The sequence below is a fragment of the Nocardia sp. A7 genome (assembly GCF_046549215.1).
Taxonomy (GTDB): domain Bacteria; phylum Actinomycetota; class Actinomycetes; order Mycobacteriales; family Mycobacteriaceae; genus Nocardia.
In genome coordinates this window covers 574,449-594,966 of sequence record NZ_JAJPWE010000003.1, presented here as the reverse complement: position 1 = coordinate 594,966, position 20,518 = coordinate 574,449, and the positions used below count along the sequence as shown (strand labels likewise).

Here is a 20,518-nt window from a genome sequence, read left to right as displayed (position 1 = left end):
CACAGCCTTATTGACGTTGATGTCAATGTCAATGACCGATCCATCGCCTGACCTGTTCGGTTACCGAAACCGACGCCCACCGGGTAATATCCCCCGACGTAAGCATGGCCCTGTAGCGCAGTTGGTTAGCGCGCCGCCCTGTCACGGCGGAGGTCGCGGGTTCGAGTCCCGTCAGGGTCGCAACACGACAAAGTCCCCCACACCCATTCCGGTGTGGGGGACTTTCTGTATCAGCGCACTCAGTGCGCTGGTCGCTCCAAGCCTGCGGCCGGCCGGTCTTCAGATGCGGTGGTCGATGCTGGTGATGCGGTGGCGGCCGGGGGCTACCTCGGTGGTGCGCATGACCTGGTCGATCTTCTCGGTGGTGGCGTCGCCCGGCCATTTCTGGTGGATGGTGACATTCCAGAGGGTGGCGTCGGTGGCGTTGGCCTTGGTGATGTGGACGCAGTACTTGACGTCGAGGGGCAGCGAGCCGATGCCTGCGGCCAGGGCGGAGGCATCGCCGACGTGGGCGTTGTCGGTGACGAAGGAGCGGGCCTTCGCGGCGTCGCGGTCGACGTAGTAGCTGTACTCGAAACCGAGGATGGCGCCCTCGGGGGTGGCGGTGTCGCCGCGTTCGGCGCTGATGGTGATCGAGGGGGTGCGGAAGGATTCACAGCCGGACAGGGCGTGGGCCGGCAGCGGGGGCACCACCGTGGAAGTCGTCGCGCGCGTGCCCGATACGGCGGCCTGGGTGGTGGTGGTCGGTTTGTCGGCGGGGCCGAGGAAGATGGTGGCGGCCACGCCGAGGATGACGACGAAGGCGAGGGCACCGACGATGCCTTTGATCGCGGCCGCGGCTTTCGTTCGGCCACCGCTGTCGTCGTAGCGTTCGTCATCGAAGTTCTTGCGGGGACGTCGCGCGATCTGACCGCCGCCGCCGAAGTCCTTGAGGCGCGGCAATACCGGCATCTCGACGTGGTCTCCGCTCTGTTCGGTCGCGGTGGTGGTGGCCCAGTCGTTCCAGTCGACATCGTCGCCGCGGTGGGGCTGAGCGGGCACGTCGGCGTCGTTCCAGTCGTTCCAGTCGCCGGTGAACCCGTCGTCGTCGGCGGGGTTCAGATACACCGGTTCGACGGGCGCGGGCTGGAAGGGGTTGTTGTCGAACGGTTCCGGATCGGGGGGCGGCCAGATCTCGGGGTTGGTACCGATCGTTTGCGGCTCGGCCTCCCGCCGCCTGCGCCGCCGTTTACCCTGCGGGCGACGGCGGCCGGGCGGCGTGGCGTCCGACGACGCGAAGTAGGCACCGAACGGATTGTCCATGCGGATGTCCTACGCCGGCGCCGGGACGACTCCCGGTTGACCGTGTTTAGGTGAGGCGGAGGGTTTTTCGGTCTCCTGCTCCTGCTGCGGACGAGCGCCGGGCGGAACCACCCCGCCCTGCATCGGCTGCTGAGCGGGCGCGGGTGCGCTCGGAGCCTGTTGGGGCTGTTCGGTTTTGGGTGCCTGGTACGGGGCGGCGGGGGCTGGAGTGTCCGGCTTCGCGGAGGCGCCACCGCCACCGCCACCGGAATTGGCGCTGCCACCCGGATTCGTGCCGCCACCGGAATTCGCGCCGCCGCTGGTGCCGCCGCCGCTGGTGCCGCCGCCGCTGGTGCCGCCGTTCAAGCCGCCGAACAAGGTGCTCGTGCCGGTCCCGCCGCCATTGGTCGACGGCGCGGTGCCCGCAGGTGCCGTCGATGTGCCGCCCTCTGTTCCGGCGGCATTCGCGGCGAGCGTGTCGATCCCGGCGGTCGCCAATTCGGTACCCTTGTCGAGCCCGTGCATCGCGACTTCGGCGATCTTGTCGATCAGATGTGTACCGAAGGTGACACCCGCATCGATCGCCGCCGTCCCCAACGACACCCCACCGTCGATCAGCGCCTCTTGCAACGCTATCTGCGCCGCTGTCGCCGGATCGAGGTCCTCGTCGTCGTCATCCCAGGAAGAGTTGTCGCTCCACGAGGACGTATCGGTGCCGCCGGTGCCGAGCACGTAGACCCCGGGCGCCACCTCGGTCGCGCCGGGGGGAACGGTCACCCCGTTGGTCCCGCCGAGATCGCTGGTGAGTCCCTTGGTGTCGCGCGTGTACTGATCCATCTCGGTGCTGGCATTGCCCACCACCCCGACCGCTTCCGAGATGGCCTCTTCGGCGAGCGCGACGATGGCATCCAGGTTGTTCTCGTTCACCGCGGGCGCGGCCTTCTTCGCCTTGGCCCGGAAGTCCGCGATGATCGCATCGACCTTGGCGGCTGCCGTCGACTGGGTGGAATGCGCTTGTCCGAGCAGCGAACTCAACCTGGTCCCGCGATCGGCCGCGGCCGAGACCTCGGTCGCGGTCTGGCGCAGCGCGGGTGTCGCGGGGGCCGCCGTCTCGGTCGACTCGAGCGCGTACAACCCGAGCCGATGCGGGTCCTCGGTCGCCGTGGTGGCCGCGGTCGCCGACGTCAGCGCGGCGACCACCGACGCATCGGGATCGGCGGAAGTATTACTGCCCAGCGATTTACGCAATTCGAGCAACGGCACCTCGAGCAGTGCGATCACCGGCGCGATCTTCGCCTCGGCCTCGGCGGGCGTGATCGTGCTCACCGTGGTCTCGGTGACCAGCGACTTGGCGGCCATCACGCCACCTCACTCTCGGTTGCGCGCAGATCGCCTGCCAGCCCGGTATCGATCCCGGTCACGGTGATGCCGAAGCGATTCAAGATGTCCTGATAGGCGGTGACCAGATTGCCCGCCGTACTCAGCGTCGACGCGTGGTCGCCCGCGGCCTGTGCCCAGGCGGCGGCGAATTCACGTCCGAGCACGCCGAGTCCGGACAGGTCGACTCCGGCCGCGGTCGTCGTATCGGTGGCCGCTGAGCCAAGAAGTTCGGAAACCCGAGCCGCCGCACGCTGGTAAGCGTCGAGCGCTGACGGGTCGAAAGACATTTCTGCCACGATGTCTGCCCCTTCACGATCGCGGATCCCGGCACAGCCGGTGCTGAAAAGCGTAACCACCCCGCGCGGTTTGCGGGGGAGTCCAGTCCAGATGGTCGGATCGATCTCGAGACTGCGCAGGTCAAGGACTTTCGGCTAGGAGGTCGGGTGGGGCTGGTGTGACTGACGGCTCGGCGATCCACACATGACCGACGAGTAAGGTCAGCCACGTCATGTCTGTCCTGCTGCTCGCCCTCCTGGGTTTCGCCCTGCTCGACGCGCTCGATGTGCTGCTGGTGGCGATCACCACGGCCGTCGTCGCCGACGCCAGACTCACCCGGCGCTCGCCGATGACGGGGGTGCTCAGCTTCCTCGGTGGCGTTTTCGCGGTCTCGGTGGCCTTCGGCGTCGCCACTGTGCTCGGCATCGACTTCCTGGTCAGGCTGCTCGACTTCGAGCTGACGCCGACCCTGCGCTACTGGGGTGAGCTGGTGATCGGCCTGGTGCTGATCGCCGTCGCCGCGCTGCCGGTCGGTACTCCGGCAGCCACGGGCGGTCGCTGGGTCGAGCCGGTACGCAAGTACCCGTGGCTGATGGGCGTGCTCGGATTCACGCTCGGCCTGGCGAAGGTGCCGACCTCGGTGCCGTACCTCGCGGCGCTGGCGCTGCTGTCCGCGCAGCGCCCGCTGCCCGTTGGTTGGCCGCTGATCGTTATGGGTTATTGCGCGATCGCGCTGGTCCTGCCACTGGTCGTGCTGGCCTTGGCGATGCGGCGGACACCGCGCACACGCCGGATGTACCGCCTGCTGGTGCGCGCGATCACCCGCTACGGACCGCCCGCGATCCGCGTGCTCTTCGTCGTGTTCGGCATCGTATTGGTCGTGGACGCGCTGGTCCACGCGGGGCGGCTGTGGTGAGCGCCCGCCCGGCCACTCAGGAAAGCGTCAGGGCCATCGAGTACCGTCATAACGAATCGATGACATGCCCCGTGCCCGCATCCTGGGCCGCGGGGCTATCCAGGTGAGCAGGGAGGGCGACCCTTGAGGGTTACCGTTGTTGTGCCGACCTACAACGAGCGGGAAAATCTGCCGGTGGCGGTGGAGCGGCTGACGGCTCTGCCGGTGTCCGATCTGCACGTGTTGGTCGTAGACGATAATTCACCCGACGGCACGGGTGATGTCGCTGACAAATTGGCAGCTGAGCTGCCGAATGTGGTGAGCGTGCTGCACCGCACCGAGAAGGACGGTCTCGGCCGTGCCTACATCGCGGGCATCACCCGCGCGCTCGACGAGGGTGCCGACGTGGTGATCCAGATGGACGCCGATCTGTCGCACCCCGCCGAGGTCATCCCGTCGATGCTCGAGAAGCTGAGCTCCGATGATGTCGGGGTGGCGCTCGGGTCGCGCTATGTGCCCGGTGGTTCCACCGCCGCGGAGTGGAAGTGGTACCGCAAGGCCCTCTCGGCCTGGGCCAACTTCTACGTGAACCTGATCCTGCGCCTCGGTGTGAAGGACGCGACCGCCGGTTTCAAGGCCTGGAAGGCCGACACCCTGCGCGCGATCGACGTGGCCTCGATCCGCAGCAACGGCTATTCGTTCCAGGTCGAGATGAACTACCGCGCGATCAAGAAGGGCTACACGATCGCCGAGGTGCCGATCCGCTTCGAGGAGCGCACCATCGGCGCGTCGAAGATGAGCCTGAAGGTGCAGCTCGAGTCGGCGCTCATGCCGTGGAAGCTGCTGTTCGGCCGCTCGGTGTAATTCCCGACGCGAAACAGGCCCCGCCGATGAATGTCGGCGGGGCCTGTTTCGCTGTCGGTCACTTGGCGGTGATGCCGCGGCGCACACCTTCCAACGCGATCACGATCACCGGCACCAGCACCACGTGCATCACCGACAGGGCGATGGTGGAGGCGGTGTCGAAGTCGGTGGACACGGTCAGCGCGATGGTTCCGATCGACAGCACCGACCCGACCACCGCGGCGGTCCGCAGCACGCCGGTCCACACGTAGGAGACCAGTACGGCGACGGTCAGGCCGATCAGCAGCGGCACGGCCGACATCATGATCACGCCGCCGGGCGCGACACTGGAAGCCTTGCCCTGGTCGGTCATGATGAACGAACCGCCCGCGGCGGCGCCGATGGCCCAGACGATCAGGTTCAGCACCACGGCGGCGGCCACGGCGCCCAGCACGGCGACGGGCCGGTTCAGGGCGGGGACGGTGTAGGTGGTGGTGGCAGTGGTGGTGGACATGATGTTCTCCCTCATTCGGTGTTGAGAACAATCATGAAACCGAAACGGAGGTTCAGGTCAAGTCCTCGGCTCGAGAAATATTCTCAGGGTTCGGTCGGCCAGTTCAACAGGGTGTTCTCGAACAGCTGCCGGACACCTTCGACCTCGTCGCTCATGTCGGCCGGGTCCCAGCCGGAGACATCGATCGGCGCCAGCACCGCCACGTCGACGATGCCCGAACGTGCGATAGGTGAATCCCGCCAGGCGATTTCGCCCGCATTGCGGATCACCACGGGGATCACCGGCACGCCCGCCTGGATGGCGATATGGAAGGCGCCCTTCTTGAACGGGCCGACGCTCGGCGTGAACGAGCGAGTGCCCTCGGGCGCGACCGCGATCGAGAGCCCGTCACGCAGGGTCGAAACAACCGGGGCGAGTGAGGCTTTCGCGCGTTCGGTGTTGGTGCGGTCGATGAAGGTGACGCCGACGAAGCGCATCAGCGGGCCGAACAGGGGGTGGTTGGCGAGTTGCTTCTTGCCGATGCCGGTCACCGCACCGTCGAGGACCTTCGGGACGATGATCACGTCGAACTGGCTCTGATGGTTGAACAGGAATACCGCAGGTCTTGGCGCACGGGCGTGTTCGGCACCGACGACGCGCAGCCGCACGTCGACGGCGCGCAGGGTGGCGGTGGTGGCGTCGTGCATGAGTGCGTCGGCCATCGCCTGACGCTTGCCGGTGTAGGACTTGCGCAGGACACCGACGAGCGCGCCGCCGATGAGGCCGGTGAATCCGACGATGGTGCGCAGGTAGTCGAGGGGGCGTGGGGCGCGGCGCAGCCGGAAACTCAGTGTCGGCCAGCCGTTGTCGGCGGCGATCGCGGCCAGGGCGGGGTCGGGGTCGATCACGGTCGGTCGACCGGCGAGTTCGAGCAGGGGCAGGTCGGTCACGCTGTCGGTGTAGACGTAACCGATCTCGCGCCCGGCAGCGAATTCGCTGACTGCCGTCGACTTTCCGGTGCGCCACAGCGGTGCACCCGCGGTGTTGCCCGTCAGAATGTCGTCCTGGACGGTGAGTTCCGTGCACAGGATGTTGCCGATGCCGAGTTGTTCGGCGGCGGGCTGTACCTGGAATCGGGTGAGCTCGCTGACCACCAGCACGGTGTGCCCGGCCGCTTGGTGTGCGCGCACCAGCTGCCACGCTTCAGGGAACAGCCGCCCGTAGATCGCCTTGCTGAAAGCCTTGCGGCCCAGCTGTTCCAGTTCCGATTCCGAGGTGCCGGCCCAGGTGCGTTCGACGGCTTGGAGGAACCGGCCGTAATCGCCGTCCTCACCCCCGCGCTGAATTCCGCCCAGGAGAGTGGCCAGGCGCTCGTCACCGCGCCGGAACACCTTGCCCGCCAACCCACGTCGTGGCATGGCGTCGACCACGGTGCCACCGAAGTCGAACACCGCGACGATCTGCGTACCCTGCGGGCCGGACCGGATCGCGGCCACGGCTTCGGCGAGTGTGCTCATCAGTGCGTGTTCCTGTTCGACGGATCGAGCGAGGCCGCCCGCGCGATACGGTCGCCGAGATCACGCAGCTGATCGGCGAATGCCTGGCGCTTCTCGATCAATTCGGCCTCGGCTCCTTCGTCGGCCGGTGCGATGAGACCGTAGTTGTCGGCCAGTTTCCAGGCGCTGGTGAACAATTCCGACGACACCGATTCCGGGCTGTGCAACCGCTGCTGCAGCAGCATCTGCTTGCCGACCGCCACGCATTCGTCGATGAATTCCTTGCGATCGATCGTCGCATCGGTGGGCCGGGCCACCAGCCGCTCGGCCACCACCAATTGCGCGTCGAAGAACGAACGCAGCACGCGATGAGCCATTACGAACCCGGATTCGGTGACAGCGCCGAGGAACTGGCGATCGAGCCGGTCGTCGGGGGTGTGCTCGTCCCACTCGGGCACGATGATGCGCACTTCCTCGATGATCTGGTCGGCGAACTCCTGCCGTTCCGGGAAGAAGAATTCGAACTTGAGCAGGTCGCGCAGCGCGAACGCCGCCTTCCACGCGGCCCGCAGTGGGTCGTCGCCCGGCTGCTCCACGGCGGTGAGGGCCGACAGTTCGAGGATGGCGCGGTTGACGAACCAGTGCACCGCGCTGTTGCGATAGAACGCCGCCTCGAGATGCACGCCGGGTTCGATCGCGTACACCGGCTCCAGCCCGCCCCGATACACGGTGACGACGCCGGCCAGCGCGAGCTGCTCGAGCACCACCCGCAGGCCGTGTTCATCACGCAGCGTGGACAATTCGCCACTGGGCAGCCCGCGACGGGCGATGTAGCCGAGCACCGGATCGAGGACCGTGCGCACCTGGCCGAGGGTGAGCGCGCGCTCGTGCACGCCGAGCAGGGCCAGGGTGACCAGCGCGTTGACGGTGATCGGGGTGACGTCGTTGATGCCGACCGCGACGTCGAAAGCCAAGCGCTGCACGGCTTTTTGCTCGGCGGCGGCCACAGCCTTCTCATCGGGAACAGTGGCGGAGCCGGTCTCGGTATCGCGCAGCGGAATGGTCACCGGCCGTTGATCCAGTGGGTCACCGTGCACCCCGAGTCGTTCGCGCGCCGAAATGGCCTCGCCGAAGCGTACGTACACACGACCGGCCGAATGCTGCTGTAGGCGAACATATTTAGCTAGCCAGCCGATACCCTCGGCCTTCTTGGTGCCACCCGCCTGTTCGCTCGCGATCGCACCCAGCTCGTTGAGCCGCTCATAGGTGATCGACACCGGCACCAGCATCACATCGTCGACCCGGCGCGAACGCACCGCGGCGGCAAGGTAATTGAGCAGTCCGTAGCGGGGCGGGCGAAGTTTTCCGGTCCTGGTCCGACCGCCCTCGAAGTACCACTCCATATTGAAGCGCTTGGCCAGCAGGTAGGCGAAGTACTCCTCGACCACCGCCTTGTAGACCTCGTCGTCGCCGAAGCTGCGCCGGATGAACACCGTGCCGGTGCGCCGGGCGATCGGTCCCATCGGCCAGAAGTTCAGGTTCGCTCCGCCGATCACATGATTGGGCGGAAAGTCGTTGCGTGCCAGCACATCACCGAGGACGAACGCGTCGACGTAGGAACGGTGCGAGGGCAGGAACACCAGCGGATGTTTGCGGTTGAGTGCGCGCAGTGCGTCGAGGCCGCGCAGATCGGTGTCGACCTTCCAGGTCGAGGCGTGCACCGGTCGCATCGCCTGCGTGAACAGGTCCGAGACCAGTCGGCTCTGCGCGGCGACCAATTCCCGCAGCGCCTTTTCCGCGTTGCGATACACCTGGTCGGGTTCGGAGCCGATCTCGTCGGCGATGTAGTCGAGTTTTCGCTGGAATTCGGGGGAGTCGAGGATCTCCTCGGCCACCAGCTGCGGCACCTTGTAGCGATCGCCGATGACGGTGCGTTCGGCGCGTTCGAGCGCCACCACCGCGGCACGCACCACCGCGCGCGCGAACGGGTCGGCCGAGCCCGCGCGCAACAGCGCGGCGGCCTCGGGGTTCTTGGTGCGCAGCGCACTGAGCCGGGCGGGTGCGCCGACCAGCACGCGGTGGCGGTCGGGTTCGGTGCGCAGCAGTCTGCGCTGCACGAGCCGGTTGGGTTTGCGCGGATTGGTTCCCATCGCGAGGTCGGCGAAGGTCACCCGGCGCACACCGTCGCGTTCGGGCGGCAGCCACAGCACCCGGACCGGCACGACCAGCGGGTCGTCCTGCCTTGTCGCGAGGCGTTTGATGATGGCCTTCGCGTCGAGGTCGAGCTGGGTCACCGGGGCGATGGAGTCGATCTCGTCGCCGAGACCACCCCGGGCGATCCAGTCGCCGATCACTGCGCGTTCGACGCCGGAGGCCGCGTCGACGAGGGCGACCACCGAGTCTGCCTGCGGTCCGGGCCGCCCACCTGTGTCGATCATTCCTCCATTGAAGCCGCAGTTCTGGTTCGGCGCATCGAACTTGGGTTACAGCGCGTTGCGCGACGCGGGAGTGTCGAAGAATACCCATAGTGGATCTGGCCAAACGGCGAGGTAATGCTAACCTAACCAAGCTAAGTTAGGTCAGCTTTACCTTGGAGGATCGTTGTCGTCGACGGAACAACCCGTACGGGTGGAGTATGTGACCGACCCCGCGGCAGCGATGTCACGCCTGGCTGTCTCCGATCGCTTCGGTGAGTACGTGATGTACGAGCAGCCCGATGCGTGGGTGTTCGCCGCCGATCCGCTCGGCAGCGTGGAACTCGACGCCGGTGAGCTGCGCACCGTCTGGGATGGGCAGACCACCACCAGCGCGTGGACCGGCCGCCCGGCCGCCGTCATCGACACCGCGCTGGCGGGCCTGCCACTCGACGGCCGCAATGCCTACGGCTGGATCGGCTTCGAGTTCTGCGCCTACTCGCTCGCGGCGACCCAGTATCTCAATCCGCTGACCTCGTTGGCGCACCTGATGATTCCGCGGATCGAGGTGCGCATCGATGCCACCGGCGTGCGGATCAGCGGCGCGACCCCGAACGAAGCGTGCGACATCCACGATCTGATCGCCGGGTCACAGGATGCCGACCTGCCGGTCGCGTCGCCGGTCGACGTGCGGTCCGACCCGACGGGTTACGCGGATCGGGTCGCTACCGCTGTCGCCGAAATTCGTTCGGGCAGCTATCAGAAGGTGATCCTGTCGCGCAAGGTCGAGTTGCCGTTCGCGGTGGACGTGCCTGCCACCTATCGCCTCGGCCGGGCCAACAACACGCCCGCCCGCTCGTTCCTGCTGCGGCTGGGTGGGCTGGAAGCGGCGGGGTTCAGCCCCGAATTGGTGGCCTCGGTCGACGACGAACGCATCGTCACCACCGAGCCGCTGGCGGGTACGCGGGCCTTCGGGCTCGGTGCCGAGGCCGACGGTGCCGCCCGCGCCGAACTGCTCGCCGACCCGAAAGAGATCGTGGAACACGCGATCTCGGTGCAGACTTCCTTCGCCGAGATCTCGGCGGTGGCCGTGCCGGGCACGTCGGCGGTCTCCGATTTCATGGCGGTGCGCGAGCGCGGCAGTGTGCAGCATCTGGCGTCCACCGTGCGCGGCACCCTGGCCGCGAACCACACCGCGTGGGACGCGCTCGAGGTGCTGTTCCCGTCGGTGACCGCCTCCGGCATCCCCAAGCGCGAGGGGGTCGACTCGGTGTTCCGCAATGATCACGACCCGCGTGGGCTGTATTCCGGTGCGGTGGTCTGTGTTTCGCCGACCGGCGCGCTCGAGGCCACGCTGGTGCTGCGGGCCGTCTATCAGAACGGTGAGGGTGCGTGGTTGCGCGCCGGTGCGGGGATCGTGGGGCAGTCGCGGCCCGAGCGTGAGTTCGAGGAGACCTGCGAAAAGCTCGGCAGCGTAGCCCCTTACGTGGTCAAGGCCTATTCAGCTGTGCAGGGCTCGTAGGGCCTTCTTGTCGATTTTGCCGACCGCGGTGATCGGCAGTGCATCCGCTCGGCGGACGAGGTCGGGGAGCTTGTAGGTGGCCAGGCCGCGTTCGGTGAGGAAGGTCTTGACCTCGCCGAGGGTGGGCAGCTCGCCGGTGACAACCAGGACGACACAGGCCTTTTCGCCGAGTGAGGCATCGGGCAGGCCGACCGCGGCGGCGTGGCGGACCGTGGGGTAGGCGAGCAGGTGCTCCTCGAGTTCGTCGCAGGAGATGTTCTCGCCGCCGCGGTTGATCACATCCTTGATCCGGCCGCTCACGACCAGGTGGCCGCTGGGCAGCTGACGGACCAGGTCGCCGCTGCGGTAGAAGCCGTCGGGGGTGAAGGCGCGTGCGTTGTGTTCGGGCGCGCGGTAGTACCCGCGCAGGGTGTAGGGGCCACGGGTGAGCAGTTCGCCCTCCTCGCCCGGGGCGACATCGTTGCCGTCGGCATCGACGACGCGCAGTTCGTCGGCGGGGGAGAGCGGTCGGCCCTGGGTGGTGCAGACGAGCTCTTTGTCATCGTCGAGTCGCGTGTAGTTGAGCAGCCCCTCGGCCATCCCGAACACCTGCTGCAAGGTGCACTGCAACGCGGGCTCCACCTCGCGGGCGTTCACCTCGGCCAGCCGCGCGCCACCCACCTGCAACAGGCGCAGCGAACTCAGGTCGCCGTCCTCCCAATCCACCGCCGCACTCCACAATTGGGCCAGCGGCGGGACGACTCCGGTGACGGTCACCCGGTGCTTCTCGATCGCGGCGAACGCGGCCTCCGGGCTCGGATCGAGGGTGAAGGCGATGGCGCCGCCGGTCGCGATGGTGCCGAGGATGCCGGGGCAGGCCAGCGGAAAGTTGTGCGCCGCTGGCAGCGTCGTGAGGTAGACGTCGTCGGCGGTGAGCTCGCAGACCTGCGCGCTGGCGGTCGCGTTGTAGACGTAGTCGTCGTGGGTGCGGGCGATCAGCTTCGGCAGGCCGGTGGTGCCGCCGGACACGAGCATCACCGCGATGTCGGACGGATCGAGCACCGGCAGCGAACCACCCTCGCGGGCAACCGAATCAAGTGCGACGAACCCGGTGGTGCTGCCGTTCCCCACGCCCGGATCGCCTGCGACCAGCACATGGCGCAGGCTCGGCACTGCCTGCTGCACCGTCGTGGCGAGCTCGCGGTAGTCGAAGTCGCCGAGGCGGTCGGGGATGAGATAGGCCACCGCTTCGGACAGCGCGGCCAGGTGCTCGATCTCGACGCGGCGGTGCGCGGGCAGCGTGAGGACGGGGATGAGCCCGGCCCGCAGCACACCGAACAGCGCCGTCGCGAATTCGGGAATGTTCGGCAACTGCACGATCACGCGATCGCCGGGATTGATGCCGAGCGCCAGTAGTCCGTGCGCCATCCGATCGGCGGCGGCGTCGAGTTCGGCATAGGTCTGCGCACCGGTGTCACTGAGCACGGCGGGCCGCTGGGGCTGGGTGCGCGCGGTGTCGCGCAGCAGATCGCCGAGCGTGCGCCCGGTCCAGTAGCCCGCATCCCGATACTCCTGCGCGGCGGCGTCGGGAAACGGGACATAGCCCTCGCGATGGCCGGTTACGGATGTCGAAGTCACGACTGCCTCACTGTGTTCTCGGCGGCTGCCGCCGCATGCGCTCTCCCCGGCCGAGGTGGTCCGAGACCCACCCCGACGCTGCAGGGTACCCTTTAGAAGGTTAGGCAACCCTATCTCAATGGAGTAGGCTGCCGCCGGGCAGTACCGAATCCGTCCTGGATGGGCGGCGAGCAAGGAGTGATCGGCAGATGGAGACAGCACCCGCAGGCGCCGACGGGATCGACCGTGCCGAGATCCGTGCCGCGATCGCCCGCCATCTCGACATCACCCCCGACGCCGTCGCCGAGGCCGACGATCTCATCCAGCTCGGCCTCGACTCCATCCGCACCATGAAACTCGCGGGCGCCTGGCGCAAACGCGGCATCGCCGTGAACTTCGCCCTCCTGGCCGCTCACCCCACCGTCGATGCCTGGCACGCCCTCCTCAACGGCGCCGACCCCGACGATCTCGCCGCGATCAGTGACGCCGCGGACCCGGCCGCTGCTGCCGACTCGGTCGTGGCCGGTCCGGATGTTCATGACTCGGATTCTGTCGCAATAGAATCCGTGATCGTGCCTGACGACGGCACGCCGTTCGCACTCGCGCCCATGCAGCACGCGTACTGGATCGGCCGCTCCGACGCGCAGGAACTCGGCGGTGTCGCGGCGCATCTCTACGTCGAATTCGACGGCTCCGATGTGTATCCCGAGCGGCTCGAGCAGGCAGTCGAGCAACTGCTGGTGCGCCACCCCATGCTGCGCACCCGGTTCCTGCCCGACGGCACCCAGCAGACCCTCGACCGGCCCGGCCGTGCGGTCTTCGGCGTGACCGACCTGCGCGAGGCTACTGCCGAGGAAGCCGAGCGGCGGCTCGCGGAGTTGCGCAGCGCGCGCACCCATCAGCGTATGGCGGTGGAAGACGGCCAGGTGATCGATATCGCCCTCACCCGCCTCGCCGTCGGCCGCACCCGCCTGCACCTCGACGTCGACATGCTCGCTGCCGACGCCATGAGCTACCGGATCCTCATCACCGACCTCGCCCGCCTCTACCACGGCGAACAGCTACCGCCCCAGGACTACACCTTCCGCCAGTACCTGGCCGCCCAACAGCCGCAGAACCCTGACGCCTACCGGGCGGGCACGGCCGAAGCGCAGCAGTCCGGCGCCCTCGCGGCCCAACGGCCGGATGCTGTCCGCTCTCTCGCCGACGAGCGGGCCCGTGACCGTGCCTGGTGGCAGGACCGGCTCGGCGAGCTGCCCGGTGCCCCGGAACTACCACTGGCCCAGCACATCTCGGACCCGAACCGGACGATCCGCCTGCACCGGTGGCTTTCCCCGCAGGCCAAGGCGCAGGTGTTCGATGCCGCGCACGCGCGCGGCATCACGCCGGCCATGGCGCTGGCCTCGGTGTTCGCCGAGACCATCGGCGGCTGGTCGGCGCAGCGCCGTTTCCTGCTGAATCTGCCGCTGTTCCACCGTGAACCGGTGCACCCGCAGGTCGACGGTGTTGTCGGCGACTTCACCTCCTCGGTCCTGCTGGAAGTCGACGTCACCGAGCCCGCCACCGTCGCCGACCGCGCGCGTGCGCTCCAGCAACGTCTCCATGAAGCAGGCGCCCACTCCGCGTACTCGGGCCTCGAGGTCCTGCGCGACCTCGGCCGCCACCGCGGCGAACCGGTCCTGGCTCCCATCGTCTACACCAGCGCCCTCAACCTCGGCGAACTGTTCCCCGACGTTGTCACCGACACCTTCGGTGACCCCGCCTGGATCATCTCCCAGGGCCCCCAGGTCCTCATGGACGCCCAGATCACCGAGGTCCGCGGCGGTCTGCTGCTGAACTGGGACATCCGCGAATCCGTCTTCCCCGCGGGCATGGTCGAGGCCATGTTCGCCCGCTACATCGAAGCGATCGAACGCCTCGGTGGGCAGGCCTCCACCGAGGCTGTCGTCGATAGTGCGGACAGCGCACTCGTCGAGAACCTCGACAGCGCAACGGGAACACCGACGGGCGATGATCGAACCGTGATCGGCGGCGCGGGCTGGCAGGCCGAGGCCGGGGTGCGAATCCCGTTGGAGCAGGCGGCTACTCGGGCTCGCGTCAATGCGACCGCCGGGCCGGTCAGTGGTGGTCTGCTGCACACCGGATTCTTCGCGAACGCCGCGACGAATCCGTCTGCGCCCGCAGTGCTGTCGGAGCCCTCGGGCAGCCTCACCTACGGTGAGCTGGCTACCGACGCGCTGGCCGTGGCAGGTGCGCTGCGGGAAGCTGGTGTAGCGCCGGGTGATTCGGTGGCCGTTCAGCTCCCGAAGGGTCCTGACCAGATCGTCGCCGTACTCGGTGTGCTGGCGGCCGGTGCGGTGTACGTGCCGATCGGATTCGATCAGCCCAACGCTCGTCGCGCCGAAATCCTCAGTACCGCAGGCGCTGTCGCCGTGCTCACCACAGACGGCGCGCAGATCCCGAACGCACACGCCATCGACCTCGCGCGGGCCCGTACGCATGCAGAACCGTTGGCGCGCCCGGTCTTCGGCGATCCGGAGAACATCGCGTACGTGCTGTTCACCTCCGGTTCCACCGGCAAGCCCAAGGGTGTCGAGGTGCCGCACCGCGCCGCCATGAACACCATCGACGACCTCAACGAGCGCTTCGACCTCGGCCCCGCCGACCGAGCGCTCGCCCTCTCGGCTCTCGAATTCGATCTCTCCGTCTACGACATCTTCGGCCTGCTCGCGGCAGGTGGCGCGGTGGTCACCGTCGATGACACGCAGCGCACCGACCCTGCCGTCTGGGTCGAACTCATTCGCCGCCACCAGATCTCGCTGCTCAATTGTGTACCGAGCCTGCTCGACATGCTGCTCACCGCCGCGACGCGGGGCGAGCCGCTCACATCGCTGCGCACGGTGATCCTCGGCGGCGACTGGGTCGATGTCGCCCTGCCCGCCCGCCTCGCCGCGGTGGCCTCGAACTGTCGGTTCGCCGGTCTCGGTGGCGCCACCGAGACCGCGATCCACTCCACCATCTGCGAGGTCGTCGACGCGCGGGTCCCCGCCGAATGGACCGCCGTGCCCTACGGCACCCCGCTGCGCAACGTCCGGTGCCGCGTCGTCGGGCCCGCGGGCAACGACTGCCCCGACTGGGTCAGCGGCGAACTGTGGATCGGTGGGGACGGTGTGGCAGCCGGTTACCGCAACGACCCCGAGCGCACCGCCGACCGGTTCGTCACCCACGAGGGTCTGCGCTGGTACCGCACCGGCGACCTGGCCCGCTACCTGCCCGACGGCTGCTTGGAGTTCCTCGGCCGCGCCGATCACCAGGTCAAGATCCGGGGCTACCGGGTGGAACTGGGTGAGGTGGAGAGCGCGCTGCGCGCCGTGCCCGGTGTCCGCCACGCGGTCGCCGCGGTGATCGGGACGGCCGCGCCGAAACTGGTCGCGCTGGTGGTGCCGATCCCGGGCACCGTCCTCGACGTCGACGCGGTGCTGGCCGCGACCGCCGAGTTGGTCCCGGTCTACATGGTGCCGACCCGGCTCGAACTGCTGTCCGAACTCCCCCTCACCCCGAACGCCAAGCCCGACCGCAAGGCCATCCGCGCTGTCCTCGAAAAAGGTGAGAGCGCAGCGGAATTCGTCGCGCCACGCACCGATCTCGAACGCGCGCTCGCCACGGTCATCGCCGAAGTGCTGGCGACCGAGCGGATCGGCGTCACCGACGACTTCTTCGCCCTCGGTGGCGATTCGGTGCTCGCCACCACCGCCGTCGCCCGCGTGCGCGAATGGCTCGACGCCCCCGACACCGTCGTCGCCGACCTGTTCACCGCCCGCAGCGTCGCCGCGCTGGCGGTGCGAATGCTGGAGCGGGAACAGAATTCCGGCGATGCGGGCAGGCTCGAGCTGGTGGCGACGATGTACCTGGAAGTCGCCGCGATGACCGACGAAGAGATCCTGGCGCAGTCATGAACCTCGCACCGGCGCTTGCCGATTCGCGCATCTGCCCAGCGTCGCTACACTTTTGCCAGTGAGCAAGTGGACTACCGCAGACCTGCCGGACCAGACCGGCCGCACCATCATCGTCACCGGTGCCAACAGCGGTCTCGGCGCCGCCACCGCGCGTGCGCTGGCCGCGGCGGGTGCGCAGGTGATCCTGGCCTGTCGCGATGTCGCCAAGGCCGAGCGGGTAGCCGAGGGGATGCGCGGCGACACCGAAGTGCGCGAACTCGACCTGGCGAATCTGAATTCGGTGCGCGCCTTCACTGATTCGATCGAGCGCGTCGACGTGCTGATCAACAACGCGGGCGTGATGGCCCTGCCGCTGCGCCGCACCGCCGACGGTTTCGAAATGCAGTTCGGCACAAACTATCTCGGCCATTTCGCGCTCACCAATCTGCTGCTCGACCGCGTCACCGACCGGGTGGTGACGGTCTCGAGCGTCGCGCACCGGATCGGCAAGATCGACCTGGTCGACCCCAACTGGGAACAGCGCGGCTACGACCGCTGGCTCGCCTATGGTCAGTCCAAACTGGCCAACCTGATGTTCGCCTACGAACTGCAACGTCGACTGGCCGGTGAGGGCGCGGCGGTGATCTCGGTGGCCGCTCACCCCGGCTACGCCGCGACCGAACTCATGTCGCACACCGAAACCATCCAGGACGCGATCATGTGGCTGGGCAACCGCGTCCTCGCCCCGACCGCCGAACAGGGCGCGCTGCCCATCCTGTTCGCCGCCACCGCCGCTGTGGTGCCGGGCGCGTTCTACGGCCCCGACGGATTCCTCGGCCTGCGCGGTAACCCCGCCCGTGCGGGCAGCGCGCCGGCGGCCAGGAATCGCAAGGTCGCGGCCGAACTGTGGGAGCTCTCCGAAAAGCTCTGCGGCCTGATCTGAGTGATCGGCGTCACGCCGATGTCACACTGCGAGCGGCTACTTCGTCATCTCGATGAGCCCACGACGAAGGAGACATCATGGAAGCGCGCTTCAATCTCTACGGCAACGCCATCACCGCGAGCTTCAGCAAGCGAATGAACATGGCGGGCAAGGTCATCGACGATTCCCCGCTGCCCAAGTCCACCTACGAACTGGTGAAGATCAGGGCCTCGCAGATCAACGGCTGCAGCTACTGCGTGGACATGCACACCAAGGATGCCGCGCACGCGGGCGAAACCTCGGTGCGGATCAACCTGGTCGCCGCCTGGCGGGAAGCGAACGTCTTCACCGAGGCGGAACGGGCCGCCCTCGCCCTCACCGAGGAAGCGACCCGCACCGCCGACGGCGGCCACGTCAGCGACGACACCTTCGATCAGGTCCGCAAGCACTACGACGACGACCAGATCGCCGCCCTGATCGCCGGCATCGCGTTGATCAACGCCTGGAACCGCCTCAACGCCATCGCCCACACCCCCGCGGGCGACTATGTGCCCGGCCAGTGGGGCTGAGGGTCAACGGAACCGGTGCCCGTGCTCGGCCGCCCACTGCACGAAAGTGCGCGCGGGTCGGCCGAGCACCTGCTCCACCGTCGGGTCGACCGTGTACGACTCGGGACTCGACTCGGCGTACCAGCCGATCACGTAGTCGGCGTCGGCCTTCGAGACCCCCGTCGCCATCAGCCGTTCCACCGCCTGCTGATGGGTGATCGTGGTGAAGGTGAGTTCGCGGCCCGCCGCCTGCCCCAGGATCGCCAACCGTTGCGGCGGAGTGAGGGCCTGCGGGCCGGTGAGGTTGTACGCGCGGCCCGCGTGCCCGTCTTCCAGCAACGCGACGGCCGCGATCGCCCCGATATCGGCCTCGTGCACCAGCGCGCTCGGATGCGCGTACGGCTCACGCACGACGCCGTCGGCCAGGATCGGATCGATCCAGGTCAGCGTGTTCGCCATGAACTCCTGCGGTTCGAGCCGCGTCCACTCGACCCCGGACTCCGCGATCGCCTGCTCGACCGGCCCGACCCCGCCACCCCAGACCACGGTGATGCGCCGCACGCCCGCGTCGACCGCCTTGCCGATCAGCTCGGCACCGACGTCGGCGAGCCCATTGGTCACCGTCACATGCAGTCGGTCGACGCCGTGCCAGGCATCGTCGAGCGTGGACGGCACGTTGTGCGTTCCGGCGAACAGTTCCACCTCGGAGCCGAGGAGCGCCCGGGCCGCATCGGCATCCCGGGTTACCGCCTTGACCTTCTCGCCCCGGCTGACGAGTTCTCGCACCACCTGGCGACCGGTATTGCCGGTCGCGCCCGTAACCAGTGTTGTCACAGTCGATTTCCTTTCCTCGACCACGACGCTAGGAGCTCGAGCAAGGTTGAGGTCAAGACATTCTTCGCGGCGCGCGCGATGTGACGGTCCACACTCTGGGCAACCATGGCAGGCCTCTCGGCGTTTTACCGGTGGTACAGTCCACGGCATGCAGCGCGCATATTTCTGGTTTAGCTATCCGGCCCTGGGTGGGCCGGTCTGCGACCCTGCGCGCTGACTTCCTCCACCTCGAGCCGGATAACGCCCGGCTCGACGGTAGCGATTTCCGTGGGTCGGCCTCCTAACGCAAAGGACCCACATCCCATGACCACCGCAGCCGATGTTGACTCGCGGCATTCTGACCTCGATGACCAGCGCACCCTGAGCGTGAGCCCTTTGCGCTCGCCCGCCGAGGTCCGCACGGTCCACCGGATCACCGACGCCCTCGCCGACACCGTGCGAACGGGTCGCAGGGCCACCGTCGACGTGCTCAACGGTGATGACGACCGCCTTATGGTGATCGTCGGCCCGTGCTCGGTGCACGACCCCGTCGCCGCGCTGGAATACGCGCGCAAGCTGGCCGAGAAGGCCGCCGAGCTGAGCGACCGGCTGCACATCGTGATGCGCGTGTACTTCGAGAAGCCGCGCACCACGCTGGGCTGGAAGGGTCTGATCAACGATCCGCACCTGGACGGCTCGTTCGACGTGAACACCGGCCTCGGCATCGGCCGCAAGGTTCTCGTCGACATCACCGCCCTCGGCCTGCCGGTCGCGTGCGAGTTCCTCGACCCGATCACCCCGCAGTACATCGCCGACCTGGTCTCCTACGGCGCGATCGGTGCCCGCACCGCCGCCAGCCAGGTGCACCGGCAGCTGTCCTCGGCGCTGTCGATGCCGGTCGGCATCAAGAACGGCACCGACGGTGACGTGCAGGTTGCGGTCGACGGTGTACGCGCCGCCGCCGCCAGCCACGTCTTCCCCGGCACCGACCTGGACGGTCGCTCCGCGCTGATCCGCACCTCGGGCAACCCCGACTGCCACGTCATCCTGCGCGGCGGCAGCAACGGCACCAACTTCGACGCCGCCTCCTGTGCGGAGGCCAAGCTGCGCCTGGAGAAGTCGTCGCTGGCCCAGCGCCTGGTCGTCGACGCCAGCCACGGCAACAGCAACAAGGACCACAACAAGCAGGTCGACGTCGTCACCGACATCGCCGACCGGATCGCCGCGGGCGAGCAGGGTGTGGTCGGCGTGATGCTGGAATCGTTCCTGGTGGCGGGTCGCCAGGACCTGACTCTCGGCAAGGCCGCTGACCTGACCTACGGCCAGTCCATCACCGACGCGTGCATCGACTGGAACACCACCGCCACCCAGCTCGACCGTTTGGCCGACGCTGTGGCCGCGCGCCGCGGGTAGTTCGTTCGACAGCTGTTCGGTGCGGGCCTCGGATTCCGGGGCCCGCACTTGTCTGTCCAGGGCGTTACTGGTTCTGCACCGCGAGACGTCCCGCCAGGACGACGAACGAGACACCGAACACCCGCCGCATCCACCGCACCACCACCGGGCGAGACAACACATAGGTGCGCATCGCCGCGGCGACAGCCCCGTAACCCGCGAACACCACGAACGTGGCGAGCATGAACAGCCCGCTGAGCTCGAGCATGCGACCCAGTGCGTTCGGTGCGCCCGTCGGGACGAACTGGGGCAGGAACGCGAAGAAGAAGATCGTCAGCTTCGGGTTCAAGATATTGAGCAGCACCGCCGAGGTGACGACCTGTCGCGCCGAAGGTCGCGCCGTGTTGCGCTCCTCTGGAACAGCGAGTGCGCCCTTGTCCCGCAAGGTATTCCACGCCATGTACAGCAGATACGCGACGCCGAGATACTTCAAGGTCTGGAACGCGACAGCGCTGGTGTTCAACAGCGCGGCCAGCCCCGTGATCGCCGCGATCATGTGCGGAACGATCCCCAACGTGCACCCGAAGGCGGCGATCGCACTCGCCTTCGTGCCACGGGAAAGCCCAGCCGCCAACGTGAACAGGACCCCGGTCCCCGGCGTGGCGACGATGACAAGCGTGGTCAACGCGAACTCGATGCTCATCTCCCGCAG

General features: G+C 67.8%; 16 protein-coding genes and 1 tRNA gene. 8 read left to right on the top strand and 9 right to left on the bottom strand.

Annotated features, from left to right (window positions below; all coding sequences use genetic code 11):
- Positions 1 to 106 precede the first annotated feature (106 nt).
- Positions 107 to 180, top strand: a tRNA-Asp gene (locus ACLJPD_RS20595).
- Between the two features lie 99 nt (positions 181 to 279).
- On the opposite strand, the gene ACLJPD_RS20590 is transcribed toward ACLJPD_RS20595, so the two are convergent.
- From ACLJPD_RS20590 to ACLJPD_RS20580, 3 genes are read right to left on the bottom strand one after another with little or no spacing between them, the layout of a single operon-like run.
- A complete protein-coding gene (locus ACLJPD_RS20590; protein WP_410874222.1) occupies positions 280 to 1,302 on the bottom strand; it encodes a hypothetical protein in 1,023 nt (340 codons plus the stop codon).
- Positions 1,303 to 1,311: 9 nt separating this feature from the next.
- Positions 1,312 to 2,640, bottom strand: a complete 1,329-nt coding sequence (locus ACLJPD_RS20585; protein WP_410874220.1) for a hypothetical protein — start codon at positions 2,638 to 2,640, stop codon at positions 1,312 to 1,314.
- Complete coding sequence (locus tag ACLJPD_RS20580) at positions 2,640 to 2,957, bottom strand: hypothetical protein (RefSeq protein WP_410874218.1); 318 nt, start codon at positions 2,955 to 2,957, stop codon at positions 2,640 to 2,642. The genes ACLJPD_RS20585 and ACLJPD_RS20580 overlap by 1 nt, the downstream gene beginning before the upstream one ends.
- A gap of 212 nt (positions 2,958 to 3,169) precedes the next feature.
- Here ACLJPD_RS20580 and ACLJPD_RS20575 point away from each other — a divergent pair, with 212 nt between their 5' ends.
- Positions 3,170 to 3,853 (top strand): GAP family protein, encoded by a 684-nt coding sequence (locus ACLJPD_RS20575; RefSeq protein WP_410874216.1) that lies wholly within the window; start codon positions 3,170 to 3,172, stop codon positions 3,851 to 3,853.
- Between the two features lie 123 nt (positions 3,854 to 3,976).
- Positions 3,977 to 4,696 (top strand): polyprenol monophosphomannose synthase, encoded by a 720-nt coding sequence (locus ACLJPD_RS20570; protein WP_410874214.1) that lies wholly within the window; start codon positions 3,977 to 3,979, stop codon positions 4,694 to 4,696.
- Positions 4,697 to 4,754: 58 nt separating this feature from the next.
- Here ACLJPD_RS20570 and ACLJPD_RS20565 read toward each other — a convergent pair whose 3' ends face one another.
- From ACLJPD_RS20565 to ACLJPD_RS20555, 3 genes are all read right to left on the bottom strand, one after another.
- Positions 4,755 to 5,189, bottom strand: a complete 435-nt coding sequence (locus ACLJPD_RS20565; RefSeq protein ID WP_410874212.1) for a DUF6069 family protein — start codon at positions 5,187 to 5,189, stop codon at positions 4,755 to 4,757.
- An 83-nt stretch (positions 5,190 to 5,272) separates the two neighbouring features.
- On the bottom strand, positions 5,273 to 6,685 hold the full coding sequence (locus tag ACLJPD_RS20560; protein ID WP_410874210.1) for an HAD-IB family hydrolase: 1,413 nt from the start codon (positions 6,683 to 6,685) through the stop codon (positions 5,273 to 5,275).
- Positions 6,685 to 9,102, bottom strand: a complete 2,418-nt coding sequence (locus ACLJPD_RS20555) for a glycerol-3-phosphate 1-O-acyltransferase (RefSeq protein WP_410874209.1) — start codon at positions 9,100 to 9,102, stop codon at positions 6,685 to 6,687. Before ACLJPD_RS20555 ends, ACLJPD_RS20560 begins: the two co-directional genes overlap by 1 nt.
- Before the next feature lie 190 nt (positions 9,103 to 9,292).
- Here ACLJPD_RS20555 and ACLJPD_RS20550 point away from each other — a divergent pair, with 190 nt between their 5' ends.
- Entirely contained in the window at positions 9,293 to 10,600 is a 1,308-nt protein-coding gene (locus ACLJPD_RS20550; protein ID WP_410874207.1) for a salicylate synthase, read from the top strand.
- On the opposite strand, the gene ACLJPD_RS20545 is transcribed toward ACLJPD_RS20550, so the two are convergent.
- Entirely contained in the window at positions 10,580 to 12,217 is a 1,638-nt protein-coding gene (locus tag ACLJPD_RS20545; protein ID WP_410874205.1) for a (2,3-dihydroxybenzoyl)adenylate synthase, read from the bottom strand. The genes ACLJPD_RS20550 and ACLJPD_RS20545 overlap by 21 nt on opposite strands.
- 188 nt (positions 12,218 to 12,405) lie before the next feature.
- Here ACLJPD_RS20545 and ACLJPD_RS20540 point away from each other — a divergent pair, with 188 nt between their 5' ends.
- From ACLJPD_RS20540 to ACLJPD_RS20530, 3 genes are all read left to right on the top strand, one after another.
- Positions 12,406 to 16,152 carry an amino acid adenylation domain-containing protein gene (locus tag ACLJPD_RS20540; RefSeq protein ID WP_410874203.1) on the top strand — a complete coding sequence of 1,249 codons (3,747 nt, stop codon included), beginning with the start codon at positions 12,406 to 12,408 and terminating at the stop codon, positions 16,150 to 16,152.
- 58 nt (positions 16,153 to 16,210) lie between these two features.
- Positions 16,211 to 17,074: an oxidoreductase gene (locus ACLJPD_RS20535; RefSeq protein ID WP_410874201.1), complete on the top strand. Its 864-nt coding sequence runs from the start codon at positions 16,211 to 16,213 to the stop codon at positions 17,072 to 17,074.
- 77 nt (positions 17,075 to 17,151) lie between these two features.
- The gene (locus ACLJPD_RS20530) at positions 17,152 to 17,622 is read left to right on the top strand and encodes a carboxymuconolactone decarboxylase family protein (RefSeq protein ID WP_410874199.1); all 471 of its coding nucleotides are present in this window, start codon (positions 17,152 to 17,154) and stop codon (positions 17,620 to 17,622) included.
- 3 nt (positions 17,623 to 17,625) lie between these two features.
- Here ACLJPD_RS20530 and ACLJPD_RS20525 read toward each other — a convergent pair whose 3' ends face one another.
- On the bottom strand, positions 17,626 to 18,435 hold the full coding sequence (locus tag ACLJPD_RS20525) for an NAD(P)H-binding protein (protein ID WP_410874197.1): 810 nt from the start codon (positions 18,433 to 18,435) through the stop codon (positions 17,626 to 17,628).
- 303 nt (positions 18,436 to 18,738) lie between these two features.
- Between ACLJPD_RS20525 and ACLJPD_RS20520 the strand changes: the two genes are divergently transcribed.
- Entirely contained in the window at positions 18,739 to 19,827 is a 1,089-nt protein-coding gene (locus tag ACLJPD_RS20520; protein ID WP_410874195.1) for a 3-deoxy-7-phosphoheptulonate synthase, read from the top strand.
- Positions 19,828 to 19,891: 64 nt separating this feature from the next.
- Here ACLJPD_RS20520 and ACLJPD_RS20515 read toward each other — a convergent pair whose 3' ends face one another.
- The gene (locus tag ACLJPD_RS20515; protein ID WP_410874194.1) at positions 19,892 to 20,509 is read right to left on the bottom strand and encodes a LysE family translocator; all 618 of its coding nucleotides are present in this window, start codon (positions 20,507 to 20,509) and stop codon (positions 19,892 to 19,894) included.
- Between the last annotated feature and the right edge of the window lie 9 nt (positions 20,510 to 20,518).